19 protein-coding genes are annotated in these 21,469 nt (G+C 58.8%); 11 read left to right on the plus strand and 8 right to left on the minus strand.

The window, feature by feature from the left end; all coding sequences use genetic code 11:
* Positions 1 to 9: 9 nt before the first annotated feature.
* Both fhuD and fhuB read left to right on the plus strand, forming a co-directional pair.
* Positions 10 to 885, plus strand: a complete 876-nt coding sequence (gene fhuD, locus D7S44_RS14070) for a Fe(3+)-hydroxamate ABC transporter substrate-binding protein FhuD (protein WP_120455813.1) — start codon at positions 10 to 12, stop codon at positions 883 to 885.
* A complete protein-coding gene (gene fhuB, locus D7S44_RS14075) occupies positions 885 to 2,864 on the plus strand; it encodes a Fe(3+)-hydroxamate ABC transporter permease FhuB (protein WP_120455815.1) in 1,980 nt (659 codons plus the stop codon). Before fhuD ends, fhuB begins: the two co-directional genes overlap by 1 nt.
* Before the next feature lie 89 nt (positions 2,865 to 2,953).
* Here fhuB and hemL read toward each other — a convergent pair whose 3' ends face one another.
* Positions 2,954 to 4,234 (minus strand): glutamate-1-semialdehyde 2,1-aminomutase, encoded by a 1,281-nt coding sequence (gene hemL, locus D7S44_RS14080; RefSeq protein ID WP_120455817.1) that lies wholly within the window; start codon positions 4,232 to 4,234, stop codon positions 2,954 to 2,956.
* Positions 4,235 to 4,445: 211 nt separating this feature from the next.
* Here hemL and erpA point away from each other — a divergent pair, with 211 nt between their 5' ends.
* Entirely contained in the window at positions 4,446 to 4,793 is a 348-nt protein-coding gene (gene erpA, locus D7S44_RS14085; RefSeq protein WP_033749565.1) for an iron-sulfur cluster insertion protein ErpA, read from the plus strand.
* Positions 4,794 to 4,825: 32 nt separating this feature from the next.
* On the opposite strand, the gene D7S44_RS14090 is transcribed toward erpA, so the two are convergent.
* The 3 genes from D7S44_RS14090 to mtnN all read right to left on the minus strand — a co-directional run bounded on the left by D7S44_RS14090 (position 4,826) and on the right by mtnN (position 6,688).
* Positions 4,826 to 5,077, minus strand: coding sequence for a Csu type fimbrial protein (locus tag D7S44_RS14090; RefSeq protein ID WP_120455819.1), 252 nt, complete (start codon positions 5,075 to 5,077; stop codon positions 4,826 to 4,828).
* A gap of 125 nt (positions 5,078 to 5,202) precedes the next feature.
* Entirely contained in the window at positions 5,203 to 5,997 is a 795-nt protein-coding gene (gene btuF / locus D7S44_RS14095; protein ID WP_120455820.1) for a vitamin B12 ABC transporter substrate-binding protein BtuF, read from the minus strand.
* On the minus strand, positions 5,990 to 6,688 hold the full coding sequence (mtnN, locus tag D7S44_RS14100; RefSeq protein ID WP_103793992.1) for a 5'-methylthioadenosine/S-adenosylhomocysteine nucleosidase: 699 nt from the start codon (positions 6,686 to 6,688) through the stop codon (positions 5,990 to 5,992). Before mtnN ends, btuF begins: the two co-directional genes overlap by 8 nt.
* Positions 6,689 to 6,787: 99 nt before the next feature.
* On the opposite strand from mtnN, the gene dgt reads away from it, so the two are divergent.
* The 3 genes from dgt (at position 6,788) to D7S44_RS14115 (ending at position 11,170) form a co-directional block, all read left to right on the plus strand.
* Positions 6,788 to 8,278, plus strand: coding sequence for a dGTPase (dgt, locus tag D7S44_RS14105; RefSeq protein ID WP_120455822.1), 1,491 nt, complete (start codon positions 6,788 to 6,790; stop codon positions 8,276 to 8,278).
* A 135-nt stretch (positions 8,279 to 8,413) separates the two neighbouring features.
* Positions 8,414 to 9,841 carry a serine endoprotease DegP gene (gene degP / locus D7S44_RS14110; protein ID WP_120455824.1) on the plus strand — a complete coding sequence of 476 codons (1,428 nt, stop codon included), beginning with the start codon at positions 8,414 to 8,416 and terminating at the stop codon, positions 9,839 to 9,841.
* A gap of 171 nt (positions 9,842 to 10,012) precedes the next feature.
* Positions 10,013 to 11,170 carry a CdaR family transcriptional regulator gene (locus tag D7S44_RS14115; RefSeq protein ID WP_120455826.1) on the plus strand — a complete coding sequence of 386 codons (1,158 nt, stop codon included), beginning with the start codon at positions 10,013 to 10,015 and terminating at the stop codon, positions 11,168 to 11,170.
* A 62-nt stretch (positions 11,171 to 11,232) separates the two neighbouring features.
* Here the strand turns inward: D7S44_RS14115 and D7S44_RS14120 are convergent, their stop codons facing one another.
* The 4 genes from D7S44_RS14120 to map form a co-directional block, all read right to left on the minus strand.
* Positions 11,233 to 11,625 carry a DUF3461 family protein gene (locus D7S44_RS14120; RefSeq protein ID WP_120455828.1) on the minus strand — a complete coding sequence of 131 codons (393 nt, stop codon included), beginning with the start codon at positions 11,623 to 11,625 and terminating at the stop codon, positions 11,233 to 11,235.
* Positions 11,626 to 11,848: 223 nt separating this feature from the next.
* Positions 11,849 to 12,673: a 2,3,4,5-tetrahydropyridine-2,6-dicarboxylate N-succinyltransferase gene (gene dapD / locus D7S44_RS14125; protein ID WP_120455914.1), complete on the minus strand. Its 825-nt coding sequence runs from the start codon at positions 12,671 to 12,673 to the stop codon at positions 11,849 to 11,851.
* A gap of 75 nt (positions 12,674 to 12,748) precedes the next feature.
* Positions 12,749 to 15,403 carry a bifunctional uridylyltransferase/uridylyl-removing protein GlnD gene (glnD, locus tag D7S44_RS14130; protein ID WP_120455830.1) on the minus strand — a complete coding sequence of 885 codons (2,655 nt, stop codon included), beginning with the start codon at positions 15,401 to 15,403 and terminating at the stop codon, positions 12,749 to 12,751.
* A 67-nt stretch (positions 15,404 to 15,470) separates the two neighbouring features.
* The gene (gene map, locus D7S44_RS14135) at positions 15,471 to 16,265 is read right to left on the minus strand and encodes a type I methionyl aminopeptidase (RefSeq protein ID WP_120455832.1); all 795 of its coding nucleotides are present in this window, start codon (positions 16,263 to 16,265) and stop codon (positions 15,471 to 15,473) included.
* 374 nt (positions 16,266 to 16,639) lie between these two features.
* Between map and rpsB the strand changes: the two genes are divergently transcribed.
* The 5 genes from rpsB (at position 16,640) to ispC (ending at position 21,325) form a co-directional block, all read left to right on the plus strand.
* On the plus strand, positions 16,640 to 17,365 hold the full coding sequence (gene rpsB / locus D7S44_RS14140; protein ID WP_147402107.1) for a 30S ribosomal protein S2: 726 nt from the start codon (positions 16,640 to 16,642) through the stop codon (positions 17,363 to 17,365).
* A gap of 181 nt (positions 17,366 to 17,546) precedes the next feature.
* The gene (gene tsf / locus D7S44_RS14145) at positions 17,547 to 18,398 is read left to right on the plus strand and encodes a translation elongation factor Ts (RefSeq protein WP_120455836.1); all 852 of its coding nucleotides are present in this window, start codon (positions 17,547 to 17,549) and stop codon (positions 18,396 to 18,398) included.
* A gap of 154 nt (positions 18,399 to 18,552) precedes the next feature.
* Entirely contained in the window at positions 18,553 to 19,278 is a 726-nt protein-coding gene (gene pyrH / locus D7S44_RS14150; RefSeq protein ID WP_033793563.1) for a UMP kinase, read from the plus strand.
* 141 nt (positions 19,279 to 19,419) lie between these two features.
* Positions 19,420 to 19,977 carry a ribosome recycling factor gene (gene frr / locus D7S44_RS14155; protein WP_120455838.1) on the plus strand — a complete coding sequence of 186 codons (558 nt, stop codon included), beginning with the start codon at positions 19,420 to 19,422 and terminating at the stop codon, positions 19,975 to 19,977.
* 145 nt (positions 19,978 to 20,122) lie between these two features.
* A complete protein-coding gene (ispC, locus tag D7S44_RS14160) occupies positions 20,123 to 21,325 on the plus strand; it encodes a 1-deoxy-D-xylulose-5-phosphate reductoisomerase (protein ID WP_120455840.1) in 1,203 nt (400 codons plus the stop codon).
* The last annotated feature ends 144 nt before the right edge of the window (positions 21,326 to 21,469 follow it).

Raw genomic sequence — 21,469 nt, forward strand, 5'->3', positions numbered from 1 at the left:
GGGGTCAGCATGGAGATCACGCGTCGTCGCCTGCTGGCGGCACTGGCTGTCTCGCCCTGGCTGAGCGCCTTGCCGCTGCGCGCCACGACCCTGCCTGAGCAGCGCATTATTGCGCTGGAGTGGCTGCCGACCGAGCTGCTGCTGGCACTCGGCGTCGCGCCGCTGGCCGTCGCCGATACCCGCAACTACAACATCTGGGTCGGCCAGCCGCCGCTGCCGCCGCATACGGTGGACGTAGGGCTGCGCACCGAACCTAATCTGGAGCTGATGACTCAGCTGCAGCCGTCGCTAATCCTCTGTTCAAACGGCTACGGACCGTCGCCGGAAAAACTCCAGCGCATCGCGCCGATCATGGGCTTCGATCTTAACCGCGGCGACGGCAAACCGCTCTCTGCCGCGCGCGATTCGCTGCGCGCGCTGGCGGCGCGTATCGGCCGTGAAGCGGAGGCGGAGGCGCATCTGCAGCAGCTGGATCAAACGCTGGCCGCCGCGCGTCAGCGGCTTGCGTCCCATGCGAAGCGCCCGGTGTTGCTGATGTCGCTGATGGACAGCCGTCATGCGCTGGTCTTCGGCAAAAACAGCCTGTTTCTGGAAGTGATGGAGCAGCTTGGACTGACCAACGCGTGGCAGGGCGAAACCAACTTCTGGGGCAGTGCGGTCACGGGCATCGAACGGCTGGCGTATTTGCGTGACGCAGAGGCCATCTGCTTCGATCATGATAACGACGGCGATATGGTGCAGCTCGGCCGCAGCCCGCTGTGGCAGGCGCTGCCGTTTGTTCGTGCCGGACGCTTTCAGCGGGTTCCGGCGGTGTGGTACTACGGCGCGACGCTGTCGGCGCTGCATTTTGTTCGCGTGCTGGAACGCGCGCTGGAGACGCGCTGATGCGCCATCGTTATTTTCCTGCCGCGCTGCTGAGTCTGCTGTTTGTGCTGGCGCTGCTGCTGAGCATTATTAATCTGCGCGCGGCGCTGCCGTCGGCGCAATGGTCGCAGGGTCTGCTGTCGCCGGATCAGAACAACATCGAGCAGATGCTGTTTCACTATAGCCTGCTGCCGCGGCTCGGGCTGGCGCTGCTGGTCGGCGCCGGGCTGGGGCTGGCGGGGCTGCTGTTTCAGCAGGCGCTGCGCAACCCGCTGGCGGAGCCGACGACGCTGGGCGTCTCGTCCGGTGCGCAGCTCGGCATTACCGTCGCCACGCTGTGGCAGCTGCCGGGCGGCGCGGCGACGTCGCAGCTGGCGGCGCTGATCGGCGCGCTGGCGGTGGGCGCGGTGGTGTTCGGCGTCGCCTGGGGCAAACGGCTGTCGCCGGTCACGCTGATCCTCTCCGGGCTGGTGCTGAGCCTCTACAGCGGCGCGGTGAACCAGATCTTCGCCATATTCAATCACGACCAGCTGCAGAATATGTTCCTGTGGAGTACCGGCACGCTGAACCAGATGGGCTGGGAGAACGTCAGCCTGCTCTGGCCGCGTCTGCTGCTCGCCTTTGTGCTGGCGCTGGCGCTGCTGCGTCCGCTGACGCTGATGGGGCTGGATGACGGCGTAGCGAAGAACCTCGGCCTGGCGCTGGCAATGGCGCGCGTCGGCACGCTGGCGCTGGCGATCCTGCTCAGTGCGCAGCTGGTGAGCGTGGCGGGCATTATCGGCTTTATCGGCCTGTTCGCGCCGCTGCTGGCGAAGCTGCTGGGGGCGCGTCGATTGTTAAGCCGCATGCTGCTGGCGCCGCTGATCGGCGCGCTGCTGCTGTGGCTGGCGGATGCCTGCGTGCTGTGGCTCACCGCGCACTGGCGCGAACTCTCCACCGGCACGCTGACCGCCCTGACGGGCGTGCCGCTGCTGCTCTGGCTGCTGCCGCGCCTGCGCACCGGCTCGGTGCCGCCCGCGCTCGACAGCGGTGATAAGGTGCCGGCTGAACGCCACGCGGTGCTGCGCTGGGCGCTACTCGGTCTGGCGCTGCTTGCGCTGCTGGCGTGGGCCGCGCTCGCCTTCGGTCGCGATGCGCACGGCTGGCTATGGTCGAGCGACGAGCTTTTCCACCAGCTGCTGCCGTGGCGCGCGCCGCGTCTGCTGGCGGCGCTGGCGGTGGGGCTGATGCTCGGCGTGGCGGGCAGTCTGATCCAGCGCCTGACCGGCAATCCAATGGCGAGCCCGGAAGTGCTGGGTATCAGCTCCGGCGCGGCGTTCGGCGTGGTAGTGATGCTGTTTTTCGTGCCGGGCGACGCGCTGGCGTTTTTGCTGCCGGCGGGCGCGCTGGGCGCTGCGGGAACGCTGCTGCTGATTATGCTGGTGGCGAGTCGCGGCGGCTTTTCGCCGGAGCGTATGCTGCTGGCGGGGATGGCTCTTAACAGCGCCTTCGTTACGCTGCTGATGCTGCTGCTGGCGAGCGGCGATCCGCGCATGGGCGGCCTGCTGAGCTGGATTTCCGGTTCGACCTATAACGTCAGCGAAAAGGCGGCGCTGCAGAGCGCCGTGCTGGCGCTGGTGCTGACGGCGCTGGCGCCGCTCGCCAGCCGCTGGCTGACGCTGCTGCCGTTGGGTTCCGCTACGGCGCGCTCGGCGGGCATGGCGCTGAACGCCTCGCGTCTGGCGCTGCTGCTGCTGGCGGCCGCGCTGACTGCCGCCGCGACGCTGACGATCGGTCCGCTGAGCTTTATCGGCCTGATGGCACCGCATATCGCGCGTATGCTTGGCTTCCGTCGCGCGCTGCCGCAGATGACGATGGCGGGGCTGTTTGGCGCGGGCCTGATGCTGCTGGCCGACTGGTGCGGACGTATGCTGGCGTTCCCGGATCAGATACCGGCGGGACTGATGGCGACCTTTCTCGGCGCGCCTTACTTTATCTGGCTATTAAGACGTTCCCGGTAAAAGCTTTTCACAGGCGGCGTTCGCGTTGACCTCTTTTCCGCCAGCAAAAAAAAGACCGGCATCTGCCGGTCTTTTACTTACTCTCTTTTTTACAGCTTCGCAAAACAGCGACGCGCGGCGTCAACGGTGCGCTCGATATCTTCGGCGCTGTGCGCCAGCGACATAAAGCCCGCTTCGAAGGCGGAAGGGGCAAGGTAAACGCCCTCTTCAAGCATCAGATGGAAGAAGCGCTTAAAGCGCTCTACGTCGCACTTCGTCACGTCGGCGTAGCAGGTAACGCTGTCGGCGTCGGTGAAGAAAATACCGAACATGCCGCCAACGTGATTCACCACCAGCGGAATATTTTCCGCCTGCGCCGCCGCCAGCAGGCCCTGTGCCAGCTGCGTGGTGCGCTCGGTCAGCGTCTGGTGGGTGCCCGGCTGAGCGATCTGCGTCAGGCAGGCGAAACCGGCCGCCATCGCAATCGGGTTGCCGGAGAGCGTGCCCGCCTGGTAGACCGGGCCGGTCGGGGCCAGCGCGTCCATCACTTCGCGGCGTCCGCCAAAGGCGCCTACCGGCATGCCGCCGCCGATAATCTTGCCGAGACAGGTCAGATCCGGACGCACATTGTAATACTCCTGCGCGCCGCCCAGCGCGACGCGGAAGCCGGTCATCACTTCGTCGATGATCAGCAGCGCGCCAAACTCGTCGCACAGCGCGCGCAGGCCAGGCAGGAATGCCGGAAGCGGCGGGATGCAGTTCATATTGCCCGCGACCGGCTCAACGATGATACAGGCGATATCATCCGGATACTGCTCAAACGCGGCGCGCACGGAGTCGAGATCGTTATAGGTGCAGGTCAGGGTATGTCTGGCGAAATCGGCCGGCACGCCAGGGGAGTTAGGCTGGCCAAGCGTCAGCGCGCCGGAGCCCGCTTTCACCAGCAGGCAGTCGGCGTGGCCGTGGTAGCAACCTTCAAATTTAATGATCTTGTCGCGGCCGGTAAAACCGCGCGCCAGACGAATGGCGCTCATGGTCGCTTCGGTGCCGGAGTTAACCATACGCACCATATCCATGCTCGGCACCAGCTCGCACACCAGCTGCGCCATTTTCACTTCCATCTCGGTGGGCGCGCCGAAGCTCAGGCCGCGCGCTGCGGCTTCAATTACCGCGTTGCGGATCTCGACGTTGTTGTGGCCCAGCACCATCGGTCCCCATGAACCAACATAGTCGATATAGGCTTTGCCGTCGGCGTCATACAGGCAGGCGCCGTCGGCGCGCTCGATGAACAGCGGCGTGCCGCCTACGCCGTTAAACGCGCGCACCGGCGAGTTAACGCCGCCGGGGATCAGGCGTTGCGCTTCGGCAAACAGGTTTTCGGACTTACTCATTTATTCGGCTCCAGCGGTTCATAAAAAATCTTGCGCCATTCTACGGGAAGATAACGACATGAAGAAAGGGCGGAAAGGGCGCGCTATACTTACCTTAGCTGAAGGCCGGAGGCACACAGTGCGAAGGGCAAAACTTGATTGCGCTATCGCGCTGGCAGATAATACGGCAATTGAGGTCGTTTTATGACCTGGACGTTTACCGGAGTATGAGATGAGTGATGATGTTGCAGCACTGCCGTTACAGTTTACCGATGCGGCGGCCAGCAAGGTAAAAAACCTGATTGCCGACGAAGAGAATCCCGATCTGAAACTGCGCGTCTATATCACCGGCGGCGGTTGCAGCGGCTTCCAGTATGGTTTCACCTTTGACGATAAAATGAATGACGGCGACATGACCATTGAGAAGCAGGGCGTGGCGCTGGTGGTGGATCCCATGAGCCTGCAGTACCTGGTCGGCGGCTCGGTGGATTATACCGAAGGTCTGGAAGGATCGCGTTTCATCGTGACCAACCCTAACGCCAAAACCACCTGCGGCTGCGGCTCCTCCTTCAGCATCTGATGCAAAAAGGCCGTCTTACGACGGCCTTTTCATTACCATTCAACGGTTATCAGCTTCGCCGTTTCCTTACGCATCGTATCCTTTTTTAGCACGCTTTCCGTCACGCGCGGCTGCGCGTTAGTGCGGCGACCGCAATCGATCTGCGGCAGCGCCCGTTGCGGCTGGCTGTTAATTTCACAGCGCGAAAAGATAATGAGCTGAACGCCTATCGTTCCCGTGGTCGACGCAGTCGCAAAGGGCGCGACGATCGCGATCGCGAAGGCCAGCAGCAAGGCTCTGGTCATGTTGGATTCCTGGTGTAGCAAAAATGCGCGGCGCGCATAAAAGGACGCTGAGCTTACGTGGCATCAACGTCTCGTTTCATAATTAACGGCAAAATTAGCGGAATCTTTAATCGCTTTCTGCTGCTTTATTGTTCCGGATGCAGGGCGGCGCAGAGCCGTTTTGCCGCCAGCAGCATACGCGGGCCTGGACGGCTGATCCAGTCATCATCGATGGCGATGACCGGCACGTTTAGCTGGGGTTGCCAGAAGCGGGAGACGTTTTGCGCCTGTGCGGCGCTGCCGCCGATAACGATAGCCTGCGGATGGCGCATCAGCACCTGCTCGCGGCTGACCTGCGGCCAGTTGACGCGGCTGTCGGCAAAGATATTCTTTCCGGCGCACAGCGCAATGATGTCGTTCTGCAGGGTGTCGCGCGCGGCGGTAAACAGCGGCTGCTGGCCGAACTGAAGAAAGAGCGGCACCGCAGGCAGCGCAGCGTAGCGCGCGCGCAGAGAGGTTACTTGCTGCCTTAGCTGCTGCGCGGCGTTCAGCGCCTGCTGCGGCTGCGGGCTCCAGCGCCGCAGCGCCGCCACGGCATCCGCCATCTCATCCAGCGAGCCGGGATCGATCCACTCGACGTTAACCCCGAGCTGCTTTAGCTGATCGATCTGGCGCTGCGGGTTGCCGCCGCGCCAGGCCAGCACCACGTCCGGCTTCAGCGCCAGAATACGTTCGACTTTAATGCCTTGCCAGTTGGCGACCTGCTCCAGCTCTTTAGCGGCGGGCGGATAGTCGGACCAGGCGCTGACCGCCACCGGCGTAATGCCTGCGGCGAACGCCATTTCGGTGAGATGGGGCGCGAGGGTAATAACGCGCGGGGCGGCGGCGAACAGGCTGCCGCAAAACAGCAGCAGCCCGATCAGCCAGAGCAGCTTAGCCACGCGCCAGGCGCGCCAGCAGCTTCTCCACCATTAGCGACGACTGCTGCGCCGCGACGCTGAGGAACTCTTCAAAGCTCAGATGCGACGCCTTATCAGCCACGTCGGAAATGGCGCGCACTACGACGAAAGGCACCTTGAACTGGTGGCAGACATGGCCGATAGCGGTGGCTTCCATCTCTACGGCGATCGCCTGCGGGAAGGTGGTGCGAATGCGCGCCAGCGGCTCGGCGCCGTTGATAAAGGCGTCGCCGCTGACCACCAGGCCGCGCACGGCGTTCAGGTTCAGCTCGCTGATGCAGGCCTCTGCGGCGGCAATCAGCTGTGCATCAGCGGTAAAGGCCGCCGGGCAGCCCGCCATCTGGCCTGGCTCGTAGCCGAAGGCGGTGACGTCGGCGTCGTGATAGCGCACTTCGTCTGAGACGACGATATCGCCGACGGAGAGGGTAGGGGCCAGGCCGCCAGCCGAGCCGGTGTTGATCACCAGGTCTGGCTTGCACAGCTCAAGCAGCAGCGTGGTGCCCAGCGCCGCCGACGTTTTACCGATACCCGATTTCAGCAGGGCGACCTCAACGCCGTTAAGCGTGCCGGTGTAAATTTCGCATCCGGCCAGCGTCAGGGTCTGGCGGTTCTCGATTTTGTCGCGCAGCAGGGTCACTTCCTGCTCCATCGCGCCAATAATGCCTGCTTTCATAAAAGAGTCTCGCTAATGTGGTGGAAGTAGTCGTAAAAAGTGAGGCATAGTCTAGCATGGCTGGCAGGGGATTGATTCACGAAGTAATAAGGGGTAACGATGGCGACGGTCAATTTCAGGAAGAAGATAAGTTTTACCCGCCCTTATAACACGCGCAAAGAGCCGGAAGGGGAATACTATATTACCCGCCACTTTGAGAGCGATCGTGGCCGTATTATTAACTCGGCGGCGATTCGCCGACTCCAGCAAAAAACCCAGGTCTTTCCACTGGAGCGCAATGCCGCGGTACGCTCGCGCCTGACCCATTCGCTGGAAGTGCAGCAGACGGGACGCTATATCGCCAAAGAGATCCTGCAAACTCTGAAGAATCAGGGCGGCCTGGCGCAGTACGGACTGGATGAAATGGAAGGGGCGTTTGAAAGCCTGGTGGAGATGGCCTGCCTGCTGCACGACGTGGGCAACCCGCCTTTCGGCCATTTCGGCGAAGCCGCCATCAATGACTGGTTTGAAGAGCATCTTCCTCTGGAGCTGGTCGACCCGCTGGTGGCAGGCGTTGAAGGCGACCAGCAGCGTGCCGATTTTGAGCGGCTGAACGCCATGATCCGTCAGGATCTGTGCCATTTCGAAGGCAACGCGCAGGCGATCCGCATGGTGCATACTCTGCTGCAGCTTAACCTGAGCTACTCCCAGGTCGCCTGCATCCTGAAATATACCGCACCCGCCTGGTGGCAGGGCGAGAAGCCCGAGCAGTTCAGCGCCCTGATGAAAAAGCCCGGTTTTTATCTCTCCGAGCGGGAATATATTGCCGAACTGCGCGAAGCGACCAATATGGCCGAACACCATCGCTTTCCGCTGACCTATATTATGGAAGCGGCGGATGATATCTCTTACTGTATTGCCGATCTGGACGATGCCGTCGAGAAAGATATATTTAACATTGATGCTCTTTATGACTATTTATGTAAAAACTGGGGGCCGATAAAAAATAATGACGCTTTCAGTCGAACGGTTGGCGATGCCTGGCGCGAAGCCTGTAACAAAAAGCGTCGCAGCAGAAGCGATCAGTTCTTTATGTCATTACGCGTTAACGTCCAGAGCGTGCTGGTCAGCCACGCGGTTAAGCGTTTTGTCGATAATTTACCCGCCATTTTCAATGGCGATTTTAATCATGCGCTATTAGAAGATGATGGTGAAGAGGGGCGCTTATTGCAGATGTTCAAAACGGTAGCGCGCCGTCATGTATTTAACCATGCTGAGGTTGAGCAGCTGGAATTACAAGGTTATCGTGTTATTAAGGGATTGTTAGAAATATACCAGCCTCTGATGTCGCTAACCTTTGAAGCTTTTACCACATTGATTAATGAAGATTTTCTCCGTCAGCACCCTATCGAAACCCGCCTGTTTCATAAGCTTTCCGGTAAACACCGTAAAGCCTACCAGCAAAAAATGCGGACGCTGACGGTCGAGCATAAATATCAGCGCCTGCTATGGGAGCGTTATTATCGCTTTCGTCTGATTCAGGACTATATTAGCGGGATGACCGATCTTTATGCGTGGGATGAGTATCGCCGACTGATGGCGGTGGAATAACAGGAGTTTTGTAAAGAGCGTGCATAAATTTTTACTTTTGCCGCAAACTTTTGCTGGAACTTCGCGATAAAAGATAAATCTCATAACTGACCACAGCAAGGGTCTGACGTTAATTACTGGATGAGACTAACACGAATGAAAAAAAACACCTTAACGTTGAGCGCGCTGGCGCTCAGTCTTGGCCTGGCGTTAAGCCCTGCCGCCGTTTTTGCCGCTGAATCGGCTTCTTCTACCAGTCAGCAACTACCGAGCCTGGCGCCGATGCTGGAAAAAGTGATGCCTTCGGTGGTCAGTATCAGCGTTGAAGGCAGCACCACGGTGAAAACGCCGCGTCTGCCGCAGCAGTTTCAGCAGTTCTTTGGCGATAACTCGCCCTTCTGTCAGGAGGGATCGCCTTTCCTGAGTTCGCCGATGTGTCAGAGCGGCGCGGGTGGTGGTGGCGGCAATACCCAGCAGGAAAAATTCCGCGCGCTAGGTTCCGGCGTCATCATCAACGCTGAAAAAGGGTACGTGGTGACCAATAACCACGTCGTTGACAACGCCACCAAAATCCAGGTGCAGCTCAGCGATGGCCGTCGCTACGATGGTAAAGTGATTGGCAAGGATCCGCGCTCTGATATCGCGCTGGTGCAGCTTATCGATGCGAAAAACCTGACGGCGATTAAAATCGCGGATTCCGATAATCTGCGCGTCGGCGACTACACCGTCGCTATCGGCAACCCGTACGGCCTGGGTGAAACCGTGACCTCGGGCATCGTCTCGGCGCTGGGCCGCAGCGGCCTCAACGTCGAAAATTACGAAAACTTTATTCAGACTGATGCGGCGATTAACCGCGGCAACTCCGGCGGCGCGCTGGTGAATCTCAACGGCGAGCTGATCGGCATTAACACCGCCATCCTCGCGCCGGACGGCGGCAATATCGGCATCGGCTTCGCTATCCCGAGCAATATGGTAAAAAACCTGACGGGCCAGATGGTGGAGTATGGTCAGGTGAAACGCGGCGAGCTGGGTATCCTGGGTGCCGAGCTTAACTCAGAGCTGGCGAAAGCGATGAAGGTCGATGCCCAGCGCGGCGCCTTTGTCAGCCAGGTGCTGCCGAACTCCGCCGCGGCGAAAGCGGGCGTGAAAGCGGGCGACGTGGTGGTGTCGATGAACGGCAAACCGCTGAGCAGCTTTGCCGCGCTGCGCGCTGAAGTCGGTTCGCTGCCGATTGGCACTAAACTGCAGCTCGGCCTGCTGCGCGACGGCAAACCGGTCAGTGTTACCGTTGAGCTGCAGCAGAGCACGCAGGATAAAGTGCAGTCGGCCACTATCTATACCGGCATTGAAGGCGCCGATCTGAGCAACGACAGCGGCAGCGATAAAGGGGTGCGCGTAGACAACGTTAAGCCTAACAGCGCTGCGGCGCGTATCGGCCTGAAAAAAGGCGACGTGATCCTTGGGGTTAACCAGCAGCGAGTCACTAACCTGGGCGAGCTGCGTAAAATTCTCGATACTAAACCTTCGGTGCTGGCGCTTAACGTTAAGCGCGGCGACAGCAGCATCTATCTGCTGATGCAGTAACGCTATTTTCCCTGTCAGGCGGACTCCGGTCCGCCTTTTTATTTAGGCTGGTCAGAGTGTGACCAGTGCCGCAAAACCTGTAAATCCCCCTCTTGCTCTGTGCATTTGCACAATGCCTGGCCCTGCCGCCATGCGTATGCTGTCTCTTCTACTCTCTGTCAGGATTAACAGATGGCAACCTATCATCTTGATGCGCGCCTCGCGCAGGATATTGTGGCGCGCACCATGAAGATTATTGACAGCAATGTCAACGTGATGGATGCGCGCGGGCGCATTATCGGCAGCGGCGATCGTGAGCGTATTGGCGAATTGCACGAAGGCGCGCTGCTGGTGCTGTCGCAGGGGCGGGTAGTGGACATCGACGAGGCGGTGGCGAAACATCTGCACGGCGTGCGGCCAGGCATCAATCTGCCGCTGCGCATTGACGGCGAAATCGTCGGGGTGATTGGACTGACCGGCGATCCGGTCGCGCTGCGCCACTACGGCGAGCTGGTCTGCATGACGGCGGAGATGATGCTGGAGCAGACGAGACTGCTGCATATGCTGGCGCAGGACAGCCGTCTGCGCGAGGAGCTGGTGCTGAACCTGATCCGCAGCGAAACCCTGACGCCGCAGCTGACCGAATGGGCACAGCGTCTCGGCATCGATCTTAACCAACCGCGCGTCGCGGCGGTGGTGGAGGTCGACAGCGGTCAGCTGGGCGTCGACAGCGCCATGTCTGAGCTGCAGCAGCTGCAAACGCTGCTCACCACGCCGGAGCGCGATAACCTGATCGCTATCGTTTCTCTGACGGAGATGGTAGTGCTGAAACCGGCGCTCAATGCGCATGGGCGCTACGATCAGGACGATCATCGCAAGCGCGTCGAACAGCTACTGCAGCGTATGAAAGAGAGCGGGCAGGTGCGGATGCGCATCGCGCTTGGCAACTATTTTACCGGGCCGGGCAGCATTGCGCGCTCTTACCGCACCGCGCGCACCACCATGATGGTCGGCAAGCAGCGTATGCCGGAGCTGCGCAGCTATTTCTATCAGGATTTAATGCTGCCGGTGCTGCTCGACAGCCTGCGCGGCGGCTGGCAGGCGAATGAGCTGGCACGTCCGCTGGCGAGGCTAAAGAGTATGGACAATAACGGCCTGCTGCGGCGCACGCTGATCGCCTGGTTCACCCATAACGTGCAGCCCAGCGCCACGGCGCGCGCGCTCTTTATTCACCGCAACACGCTGGAGTATCGGCTCAACCGTATATCCGAGCTGACCGGGCTGAATCTCAGCCAGTTTGACGATCGTCTGCTGCTCTATGTGGCGCTGCAGCTGGACGAGCAGAGTTAAGGCAATAAAAAGGCCAGCATCAGCTGGCCTTCAAATTGTCGTTAAGCTGGGCGCTGGCGCGATTAGCGGCTGTTGCGGGTCAGCTTGTCCAGATCGCTCTCGATCTCGCTAATTTTATTGGTAACCACGCTCTCCAGATGGCGCAGATCGGCAAGGATCTTGCGCTTCAGATCCACTTCCACCTGATCGCGCTGGCAAATCTGATCCAGCTCATCAATCACGTAGCGCAGATTCGGGCTGATCTCCTGCACCTCTTTGTAACCCTGGTTGATGTTATCCGCTACCACGGTTTTGCGCTGGCGTGGATATTTGAACTTCACGCTTTTAGCGAAGAATTCGCCTTTATCTTTGCGGAAGTAAATTTTCAGGATGTCGTTATTGGCTTCCTGACGCAGGCTATAGCGATCGATATCGTCCGGGTTATTAATGCCTAAGCTTTTAAGATTGTCATACATAGCGATTTTTCCACCAAAAAGAGAGAAGCGCGCATCTGTGTTCATGGCACAAAAATAACTGTAGACAAAAAACGGGTTGAACACTGCGCGACAGGAGATAACTGGCGCGGATTATGACCTGGGTAAAAAGTAAACGCACCTGTTAATTCGGCTCGCGAATCAGGTCAGGGAAGGAAGAAGTGTAAAGAAAATATGACGGGCCGGAAAGGCCCGTCGGAAAAGCTTAGTCGATAGTGCGTAGCAGTTCGTTAATGCCCACTTTGCCGCGCGTTTTCGCGTCGACTTTCTTCACGATCACCGCGCAGTAGAGGCTGTAGCTGCCATCTTTCGAAGGCAGGTTGCCGGAAACGACCACAGAGCCTGCCGGTACGCGGCCGTAATGCACTTCGCCCGTTTCGCGATCGTAGATTTTGGTGCTCTGGCCGATATAAACGCCCATGGAAATCACAGCGCCTTCTTCTACGATCACGCCTTCCACGATTTCAGAGCGCGCGCCGATGAAGCAGTTATCTTCAATGATGGTTGGATTCGCCTGCAGCGGCTCCAGCACGCCGCCGATGCCGACGCCGCCGGAAAGGTGAACGTTTTTACCGATCTGCGCGCAGGAACCCACGGTCGCCCAGGTATCAACCATGCTGCCTTCGTCGACGTAAGCGCCGATGTTGACGTAAGAGGGCATAAGCACGGTATTGCGCGCGATATAGGCGCCCTGGCGCACCGCAGCGGGCGGCACGACGCGGAAGCCAGCGGCTTTAAAGCGCGCGTCATCCCAGCCGGCGAATTTCATCGGCACTTTGTCATAAAAGCGGGTTTCTGCGCCTTCCATAACCTGGTTGTCGTTAATGCGGAACGACAGCAGAACTGCCTTCTTCAGCCACTGATGCGTTACCCACTGACCCTCGATTTTTTCCGCTACGCGCAGCGCGCCGCTGTCCAGCTGAGAGATGACCTCGTTGATGGCTTCACGGGTTACGGTGTCCACGCTCGCCGGGGTAATCTCGGCACGGCGCTCGAAGGCCGCTTCAATAACGCTCTGTAACTGTTGCATAATTTTTTCCTGATCTGTCTGGTGCATGTCGGGCCACTTCCCGACACAAAGAATAAGTAAGTAAATCGATTGCGGTCACACTTTATCGTTTGGATTAAGGGCTTCTGTCAACCGTTGTTGCAATGCTTTGCGCATTTCCGCGTCAAGCGCGCGCCGCTCGCTGTTGGCCAGAATAAATAAATCCTCGACGCGCTCGCCAATGGTGCTGATGCGCGCGCCGTGCAGCGAGACGCCCATATCGGCGAAGACTTCGCCCACGCGCGCCAGCAGGCCAGGCTGATCGAGCGCCACCAGTTCCAGATAGCTGCGGCGATCGGTATGGGTCGGCAAAAAGTTAACTTCGGTATCAACGCTGAAGTGGCGAAGCTTCGCTGACGCGCGGCGCGTGCGCGGCGGATGCCAGCTGGTCTGCGCAATCGCCTGCTCCAGCGCCTGACGGATCATCAGGTGGCGATCGGGCGCCAGCGGGCTGCCGTCCGGCTCCAGCACGATAAAGGTGTCCATCGCCATACCGTCGCGGCTGGTGAAAATCTGCGCGTCGTGTACGCTGAGATTGCGCCGATCCAGCTCGCCCGCCACGGTAGCAAAAAGGTAAGGGCGATCGGGGCTCCAGATAAAGATCTCGGTGCCGCCGCGCGTCGCCTGCGGGCTGACCAGCACCAGCGGCTGGCGAAGGTCGTGCTCCATTAAATGACGCGCGTGCCACGCGAGCTGGTTAGGCGTATGGCGCAGGAAATAGTCGGCGCGACAGCGATTCCAGATATGGTGCAGCCGCTCCTCGTCAATATTGTCCATACGCAGCAGCGCCAGCGCCTGAAGACGGTGGTGACGCACGCGCTCGCGCAGATCCGGGCTGTTCTCCATGCCGCGCCGCAGCTGCTTCTCGGTAGCGAAAAAGAGTTCGCGCAGCAGGCTCTGCTTCCAGCTGTTCCACAGGGTTTCATTGGTGGCGCAGATATCGGCCACGGTAAGGCAGACCAGATAGCGCAGTCGGTTTTCGTTCTGCATCACCTCGGCGAACTGCTGGATAACGGTAGGATCCTGGATATCGCGACGCTGCGCGGTCACCGACATCAGCAGGTGATGACGTACCAGCCAGGCGACCAGCTGCATCTCCCGCGAATTCAGGCCGTGCAGCTCGGCGAACTCCAGCGCATCCTGCGCACCGAGAATAGAGTGATCGCCGTTGCGGCCTTTAGCGATATCGTGTAGCAGCGCCGCCATCAACAGCAGCTCCTGCTGCGGCAGGCGCGGCCAGAGCTCGACGCAGAGCGGATGCATTGGGCGCGTTGCCTCGCTGGCGAAGCTCTCCAGCTTTTGCAGCACGCGGATGGTGTGCTCGTCGACGGTGTAAGCATGAAACAGGTCGAACTGCATCTGTCCGACGATATGTCCCCACAGCGGCGTATAGGCCCAGAGCACGCTGTGACGATGCATCGGCAGCAGGGCACGTTTGACCGCGCCGGGATGACGCAAAATCGACATAAAAAGCTGACGCGCCTCGGGGATCTGACACAGCGGCTGCTTGAGATGGCGGCGTGCATAGCGCAGCTGGCGCAGCGTAGTGGAATAGATGCCGCGAATATTCTCGTTGCGCACCATAACGTAAAACATGCGCATAATCGCCTGCGGCTCGCGTTCAAACAGCGTTTCGTCGCGCAGGTCGATCAGATTGCCGCGCAGCTGGAAAGTATCGTCCAGCGGGCGGGGTTTTTCCGTCGTGGAGAGCGCCAGAATCGCTTCGTCGAACAGCTGCAGCAGCATCTGGTTAAGCTCGCCGATGCGGCGCGTGACGCGGAAAAAATCCTTCATCATGCGCTCGACCGGCTCGTTGCCTTCGCCCTGATAGTTAAGGCGCTGCGCGACGTTGAGCTGGCGATCGAACAGCAGCCGGTTGTCATAGCGCGTCAGCGTCAGATGCAGGGCAAAGCGGATGCGCCAGAGAAACGCCTGACACTCGTTAAGCTCGATGCGCTCAGCTTCGGTAAGAAAGCCGAACCCTACCATTTCGTCCAGCGTAGTGGCGCCGAAGTGGCGACGCGCTACCCACTGCAGCGTATGAATATCGCGCAGGCCGCCTGGGCTACTTTTAATATCGGGCTCAAGGTTGTAGCTGGTGCCGTGATAACGCTGGTGGCGCGCCTGCTGCTCTTCGATCTTGGCGGCGTAGAAGGTCGCCGACGGCCAGAAGCCTTCGCTGAAGATATTCTTCTGCATCTCCAGAAACAGGGCGACATCGCCGGTCAGCATACGCGACTCGATAAGGTTGGTGGCGACGGTCAGATCGGCTAACCCCTCCAGCAGACACTCCTCCAGCGTGCGCACGCTGTGGCCTACCTCCAGCTTGAGATCCCACATCAGCGTCAGCAGTTCGCTGGTTTGCTGCGCGCTCGCGTCGTCGAGCGGCTCGCGGCTGAGGATCAGAATATCGACGTCGGAAAGCGGATGCAGTTCGCCGCGACCGTAGCCGCCGACCGCGACCAGCGCGATAGCGGGCAGGGCGTCAAAGCCGTAAAAGCGCCACAGGCGACGCAGCAGGCGGTCGATAAACAGAGTGCGCGCATCGATCAGAGCCTCAACCGATTCGCCGGCGTCGAACGCCGTGGAGAGAAAGGTATTAAAGGTTTCCAGCTTCTGCTTCAGGACGTCGCGGGTTAACTGCGCATCATCCCAGTGCGCCGGGGAGTCTTTCAGGCCGTCAATGACCTCATCCGTCAGGATCGCGCTCATACCGCTTCTCTCTTCTTGAGCCATAAAAAAACCGGCACAGGGCCGGCTTTTTATCAGTGGGGGACGTTTACCCTTCGTTGACCAGCACCGCGTCGATGGTGTCGTCGCTACGCAGGGTCAGGATTTCACAGCCGTTATCGGTCACCACAATAGTATGCTCATACTGCGCGGACAAGCTGCGATCTTTAGTTTTTACCGTCCAGCCATCTTTCATGGTGCGGATGCGGTAGTCGCCAGCGTTGACCATCGGCTCGACGGTAAAGGTCATGCCCGCCTGCAGCACCACACCGCCGTCATCCGCATCGTAGTGCAGCACCTGCGGCTCTTCATGGAAGCCTTTGCCGATGCCGTGGCCGCAATATTCGCGCACCACTGAGAAGTCATGGGATTCGACATATTTCTGAATCGCGCGTCCCAGCTCGCGCAGGCGGATGCCCGGCTTCACCAGGCGCAGCGCCAGATAGAGGCTCTGCTGGGTGATATGGCACAGACGCTCGCCCTGGATGGTCGGCTTGCCGACGATAAACATCTTCGAGGTGTCGCCGTGGTACTCATCTTTGATAACGGTAACGTCGATATTGATGATGTCGCCATCCTTCAGCAGACGATCGTCGCTGGGAATGCCGTGACACACCACCTCGTTGACCGAGATGCAGACCGATTTCGGGAAGCCGTGATAGCCGAGGCAGGCGGAGATGGCGTGCTGCTTGTTAGTAATGTAATCGTGACAGATGCGGTCCAGTTCGCCGGTAGAAACGCCCGGTTTGACGTGCGGCGCGATCATCTCCAGCACCTCAGCGGCCAGACGGCCCGCGACGCGCATTTTTTCGATTTCTTCAGGGGTTTTAATTGAAATTGCCATTAAATTAATCCGCAGTTGCCGAAAATTTCAGCAATAATGAACGATGTGCTGTCATGTTAGCAGCCGAAAACAAGGCAGCCAAACAGTTCGCGTTGCGCGGCCCCGCACTGAACAAATTCTGGCTTCAGCAGCGTGGTTGTGGTATAAAGCGCGCCGACGATTCTCTGTCAGGTCCGTAATGGCCGACAGGAAGCGCGAATTGCATAATGCGTGAGCGAAATGAGAGCGAGTGCGCTCATCCGCCGCCGTTAGCAACAATCTCATTATGTGTACTAAAACACACATGTATCGACACATGCGCCGGGGTGCTTCGAAAGAGGTCGGTCGCATGGGATACATGGAGGCCCAACCCCAATCTAAATTTAGAGGTAATCATGGCAACTGTTTCCATGCGCGACATGCTCAAGGCTGGTGTTCACTTCGGTCACCAGACCCGTTACTGGAACCCGAAAATGAAGCCGTTCATCTTCGGTGCGCGTAACAAAGTTCACATCATCAACCTTGAGCAGACTGTACCGATGTTCAACAACGCTCTGGCTGAGCTGCACAAAATCTCTGCCCGTAAAGGCAAGATTCTGTTCGTCGGTACCAAGCGCGCTGCCAGCGAAGCGGTAAAAGAGTCTGCACTGAGCTGCGACCAGTTCTTCGTAAACCACCGCTGGCTGGGTGGCATGCTGACCAACTGGAAAACCGTTCGTCAGTCTATCAAACGTCTGAAAGACCTTGAGACTCAGTCTCAGGACGGCACCTTCGACAAACTGACCAAGAAAGAAGCGCTGATGCGCGGTCGCGAACTGGCCAAGCTGGAAAACAGCCTGGGCGGTATCAAAGACATGGGCGGTCTGCCGGACGCGCTGTTCGTTATCGATGCCGATCACGAGCACATCGCGATTAAAGAAGCAAACAACCTGGGTATCCCGGTATTTGCTATCGTTGATACCAACTCTGATCCAGACGGCGTTGACTTCGTTATCCCGGGTAACGACGATGCGATCCGTGCTGTTAGCCTGTACCTGACTGCTGTTGCCACTACCGTGCGCGAAGGCCGTTCACAGGACCTGGCTGAGCAGGCTGAAGAAGCGTCTTTAGAAAACGCTTAATAAGGTTCGCTCTGACAAAGAGCCCTTAGACATCAGATGTAATCTGTTAAGGGGCCAGTCTTGGCCCCTTTATTTTATCTCCGTCTGTCACGCCTCCTTTTCTGGCGGGCGGGACAGAGTAAATTTTCCGCAACAGGTGCCTTAGTGCGTAAGCACGGGGGTACGAACCGAGGATTCTGGAATGGCTGAAATTACCGCTGCACTGGTAAAAGAACTGCGCGAGCGTACTGGCGCGGGCATGATGGACTGCAAAAAAGCGCTGACCGAAGCGAATGGCGACATCGAGCTGGCGATTGAGAACATGCGTAAGTCCGGCGCGATCAAAGCGGCGAAAAAAGCAGGCAACGTAGCTGCTGACGGCGTGATCAAAACCAAAATCGACGGCAACTACGGCGTGATCCTGGAAGTCAACTGCCAGACCGACTTCGTTGCGAAAGACGCTGGTTTCCAGGCGTTCGCTGACAAAGTGCTGGACGCGGCGACCGCAGAGCGCATCACCGACGTTGAAGCGCTGAAAGCGAAATTCGAAGAAGAGCGCGTAGCGCTGGTGGCGAAAATCGGCGAAAACATCAACATCCGTCGTATCGCTGTGCTGGAAGGCGAGCAGCTGGGTTCTTACCTGCACGGCGCGCGTATCGGCGTCCTGATCTCCGCGAAAGGCGCTGACGAAGAGCTGATCAAGCAGATCGCTATGCACGTTGCTGCCAGCAAGCCGGAATTCGTTAAGCCGGAAGACGTTTCTGCTGACGTGGTTGAAAAAGAGTACCAGGTTCAGCTGGACATCGCGATGCAGTCTGGCAAGCCGAAAGAGATCGCTGAAAAAATGGTTGAAGGCCGCATGAAGAAATTCACCGGCGAAGTCTCTCTGACTGGCCAGGCTTTCGTTATCGATCCGAGCAAAACTGTTGGCCAGGCGCTGAAAGAGAAAGGCGCTGACGTCATCAACTTCATCCGCTTCGAAGTGGGCGAAGGCATTGAGAAAGTCGAAAGCGACTTCGCTGCTGAAGTAGCAGCGATGTCCAAACAGTCTTAATGCTGTTAAAGGAACCGCCAAAAGGCGGTTCTTTTTTGTCTGCTGCGCTAAGCAGACGCTTTTCAGTCTCATCCCAATAGTAATTTACGCGCGCTAAGCGGATGATCGATCAGATTTAACTTCTCCTTTTCAACTCTTCCAGGAAGAACCGACCATGGCGACCAACGCAAAACCTGTATATCAACGTATCCTGCTGAAACTGAGTGGCGAAGCACTGCAAGGTGCCGAAGGTTTTGGTATCGACGCGAGCGTGCTTGACCGCATGGCGCAAGAGGTGAAAGAACTGGTCGAGCTGGGCATTCAGGTAGGCGTGGTAATTGGCGGCGGCAACCTGTTCCGCGGAGCGGGGCTGGCGCAGGCGGGTATGAATCGCGTCGTGGGTGATCATATGGGCATGCTGGCGACCGTAATGAACGGGCTGGCGATGCGCGACGCGCTGCACCGCGCGTACGTGAACGCGCGCCTGATGTCCGCTATCCCGCTTAACGGCGTGTGCGACAACTACAGCTGGGCCGAAGCCATCAGCCTGCTGCGCAATAACCGCGTGGTGATCTTCTCCGCTGGCACCGGCAACCCGTTCTTTACCACCGACTCGGCGGCCTGTCTGCGCGGCATCGAAATCGAAGCGGACGTGGTGCTGAAGGCAACGAAAGTCGACGGCGTTTACTCAGCCGATCCAGTGAAAAACCCGGATGCGACGCTGTATGACCAGCTCTCCTACGCCGAAGTGCTGGAAAAAGAGCTGAAAGTAATGGATCTGGCGGCCTTTACCCTGGCGCGCGACCATCAGCTGCCGATCCGCGTATTTAATATGAACAAACCTGGCGCGTTGCGTCGCGTAGTGATGGGTGAAAAAGAAGGCACCCTGATTACGCATTAATACCCGACGCAAGGTAAAATAAGGTATATTCTGTCGGCGCGGTGAACGTCACCGCGCACCATTCAGGATTATCGCTCAACAGCGATACCGCTTCCGGCCCCGCCGGAATGGCCAGGTCAAACCGAATCCAAGGGTTTCAACGTGATTAACGACATCAAAAAAGATGCTGAAACGCGCATGGACAAATGCGTCGAAGCGTTCAAAAACACCATCAGCAAAGTGCGCACCGGTCGCGCTTCTCCTTCACTGCTCGACGGTATCGTGGTCGAATACTACGGTACGCCGACGCCGCTGCGTCAGCTCGCTTCTGTCACCGTAGAAGACTCACGCACGCTGAAAATCAACGTGTTCGACCGCTCCATGGGCCCGGCAGTGGAAAAAGCCATCATGGCTTCTGACCTCGGCCTCAACCCAAGCTCAGCGGGAAGCGACATCCGTGTTCCGCTGCCTGCGCTGACCGAAGAGCGTCGTAAGGATCTGATCAAGGTTGTGCGCGGCGAAGCCGAGCAGGGCCGCGTCTCTGTGCGTAACGTGCGCCGCGACGCTAACGACAAAATCAAAGCCTTGCTGAAAGATAAAGAGATCAGCGAAGACGACGAGCGTCGTACTCAGGACGAGATCCAGAAAATGACCGATGCGCGTATCAAGAACGTAGATGCGGCGCTGGCTGAAAAAGAGAAGGAGCTGATGGAGTTCTGATCCCATCAGTTGCTTTCTATACCCGATATCCTTGGGTATAAAACGCCGTTCAGAGCTGTGTTCATTGCGAATGCGCTCTGGCGGCGTTTTACATTATGCCTTCCGCGCGAGCGGAGTTATTCGACGTCTTCACAGGGACAGCTTAATGAAGCGATTAACCTTGCTGGGTTCCACTGGATCTATTGGCGCCAGCACGCTGGCGGTGGTCCGCGCTAATCCTGAGCTTTATCAAATTACCGCGCTGGTCGCCGGCCAGAATGTCGCGCTGATGGCGGAGCAGTGTCAAACGTTCCAGCCGCGCTACGCCGCGATGGCGGACGAGGCGTCCGCACAGGCGCTGCGTGAACGACTGAAAGCACTCAATGTCTCAACCGAAGTGCTCTCCGGCGTTCAGGCCGCGTGCGAGCTGGCCGCGCTTGACGAGGTCGACCAGGTCATGGCGGCGATTGTCGGCGCATCCGGGCTGCTGCCGACGCTGGCGGCGATCCGCGCCGGAAAAAGCGTGCTGCTCGCCAACAAAGAGTCGCTTGTCACCTGCGGCCGTTTGTTTATGGAGGCGGTGCGCCACTATCAGGCGCAGCTGCTGCCCGTCGACAGCGAGCACAACGCGATTTTTCAGAGTTTGCCCGCTTCCATCCAGCATCAGTTAGGATACGCTGACCTGCGGGAAAATGGCATTGAGTCCATTATCCTTACGGGATCGGGTGGTCCTTTTCGTGACACGCCGCTGGCCGACCTTGCGACCATGTCGCCGGAGCAGGCCTGTGCGCATCCGAACTGGTCGATGGGACGTAAAATCTCCGTCGACTCGGCCACCATGATGAATAAAGGTCTCGAATACATTGAAGCCCGCTGGTTATTTAACGCCAGCGCAGCGCAAATGGAGGTGATCCTGCATCCGCAGTCGATGATCCACTCCATGGTGCGCTACTGCGACGGCAGCGTGCTGGCTCAGCTCGGTTCACCGGATATGCGCACCCCCATTGCACACTGCATGGCCTGGCCCGCGCGTATTTCAGCAGGCGTAACGCCGCTGGACTTCACCCGCATGTCCGCGCTGACGTTCGCCGAACCTGACTTTGCCCGCTACCCTTGCCTGAAACTGGCGATAGATGCCTGCGAGGCAGGGCAGGCGGCGACCACTACGCTCAACGCGGCCAATGAAGTTGCGGTGGCGGCCTTTCTGGATAACCAGATTCGCTTTACCGACATCGCGGCGCTCAACAGCGAAGTGCTGGCGGCGCAGGCGTTTGCGGAGCCGGATTCAGTGGACGCCGTGCTGGATATCGACCGCGCCGCGCGCGCCAGAGCCACAGAGATGCTGCCGCGTTTCGCGACCTCGCGTTAACGCGCGCCGCTATTTGTTCGCCTGTGGCGAAAATGGTATAGTCGCTCGCTCGCGTTTCCGTGTATGGCATCGCATCAGATGCGCCTCGCCCCTTTTGGGCGGGAGAGTACCGGGCGCAATGTATTCAGAAACCACAGCATTTCT

The organism is Pantoea piersonii, from assembly GCF_003612015.1.
Taxonomy (GTDB): domain Bacteria; phylum Pseudomonadota; class Gammaproteobacteria; order Enterobacterales; family Enterobacteriaceae; genus Pantoea; species Pantoea piersonii.

Coding starts and splice junctions, on each gene's coding strand:
- pyrH (WP_033793563.1), top strand. CDS start 18,553: ATGGCGACCAACGCAAAACCTGTATATCAACGTATCCTGCTGAAACTG.
- dapD (WP_120455914.1), bottom strand. CDS start 12,673: ATGCAACAGTTACAGAGCGTTATTGAAGCGGCCTTCGAGCGCCGTGCC.
- map (WP_120455832.1), bottom strand. CDS start 16,265: ATGGCAATTTCAATTAAAACCCCTGAAGAAATCGAAAAAATGCGCGTC.
- mtnN (WP_103793992.1), bottom strand. CDS start 6,688: ATGAAAGCAGGCATTATTGGCGCGATGGAGCAGGAAGTGACCCTGCTG.
- rpsB (WP_147402107.1), top strand. CDS start 16,640: ATGGCAACTGTTTCCATGCGCGACATGCTCAAGGCTGGTGTTCACTTC.
- fhuB (WP_120455815.1), top strand. CDS start 885: ATGCGCCATCGTTATTTTCCTGCCGCGCTGCTGAGTCTGCTGTTTGTG.
- D7S44_RS14090 (WP_120455819.1), bottom strand. CDS start 5,077: ATGACCAGAGCCTTGCTGCTGGCCTTCGCGATCGCGATCGTCGCGCCC.
- fhuD (WP_120455813.1), top strand. CDS start 10: ATGGAGATCACGCGTCGTCGCCTGCTGGCGGCACTGGCTGTCTCGCCC.
- dgt (WP_120455822.1), top strand. CDS start 6,788: ATGGCGACGGTCAATTTCAGGAAGAAGATAAGTTTTACCCGCCCTTAT.
- degP (WP_120455824.1), top strand. CDS start 8,414: ATGAAAAAAAACACCTTAACGTTGAGCGCGCTGGCGCTCAGTCTTGGC.
- glnD (WP_120455830.1), bottom strand. CDS start 15,403: ATGAGCGCGATCCTGACGGATGAGGTCATTGACGGCCTGAAAGACTCC.
- tsf (WP_120455836.1), top strand. CDS start 17,547: ATGGCTGAAATTACCGCTGCACTGGTAAAAGAACTGCGCGAGCGTACT.
- erpA (WP_033749565.1), top strand. CDS start 4,446: ATGAGTGATGATGTTGCAGCACTGCCGTTACAGTTTACCGATGCGGCG.
- D7S44_RS14115 (WP_120455826.1), top strand. CDS start 10,013: ATGGCAACCTATCATCTTGATGCGCGCCTCGCGCAGGATATTGTGGCG.
- hemL (WP_120455817.1), bottom strand. CDS start 4,234: ATGAGTAAGTCCGAAAACCTGTTTGCCGAAGCGCAACGCCTGATCCCC.
- D7S44_RS14120 (WP_120455828.1), bottom strand. CDS start 11,625: ATGTATGACAATCTTAAAAGCTTAGGCATTAATAACCCGGACGATATC.
- ispC (WP_120455840.1), top strand. CDS start 20,123: ATGAAGCGATTAACCTTGCTGGGTTCCACTGGATCTATTGGCGCCAGC.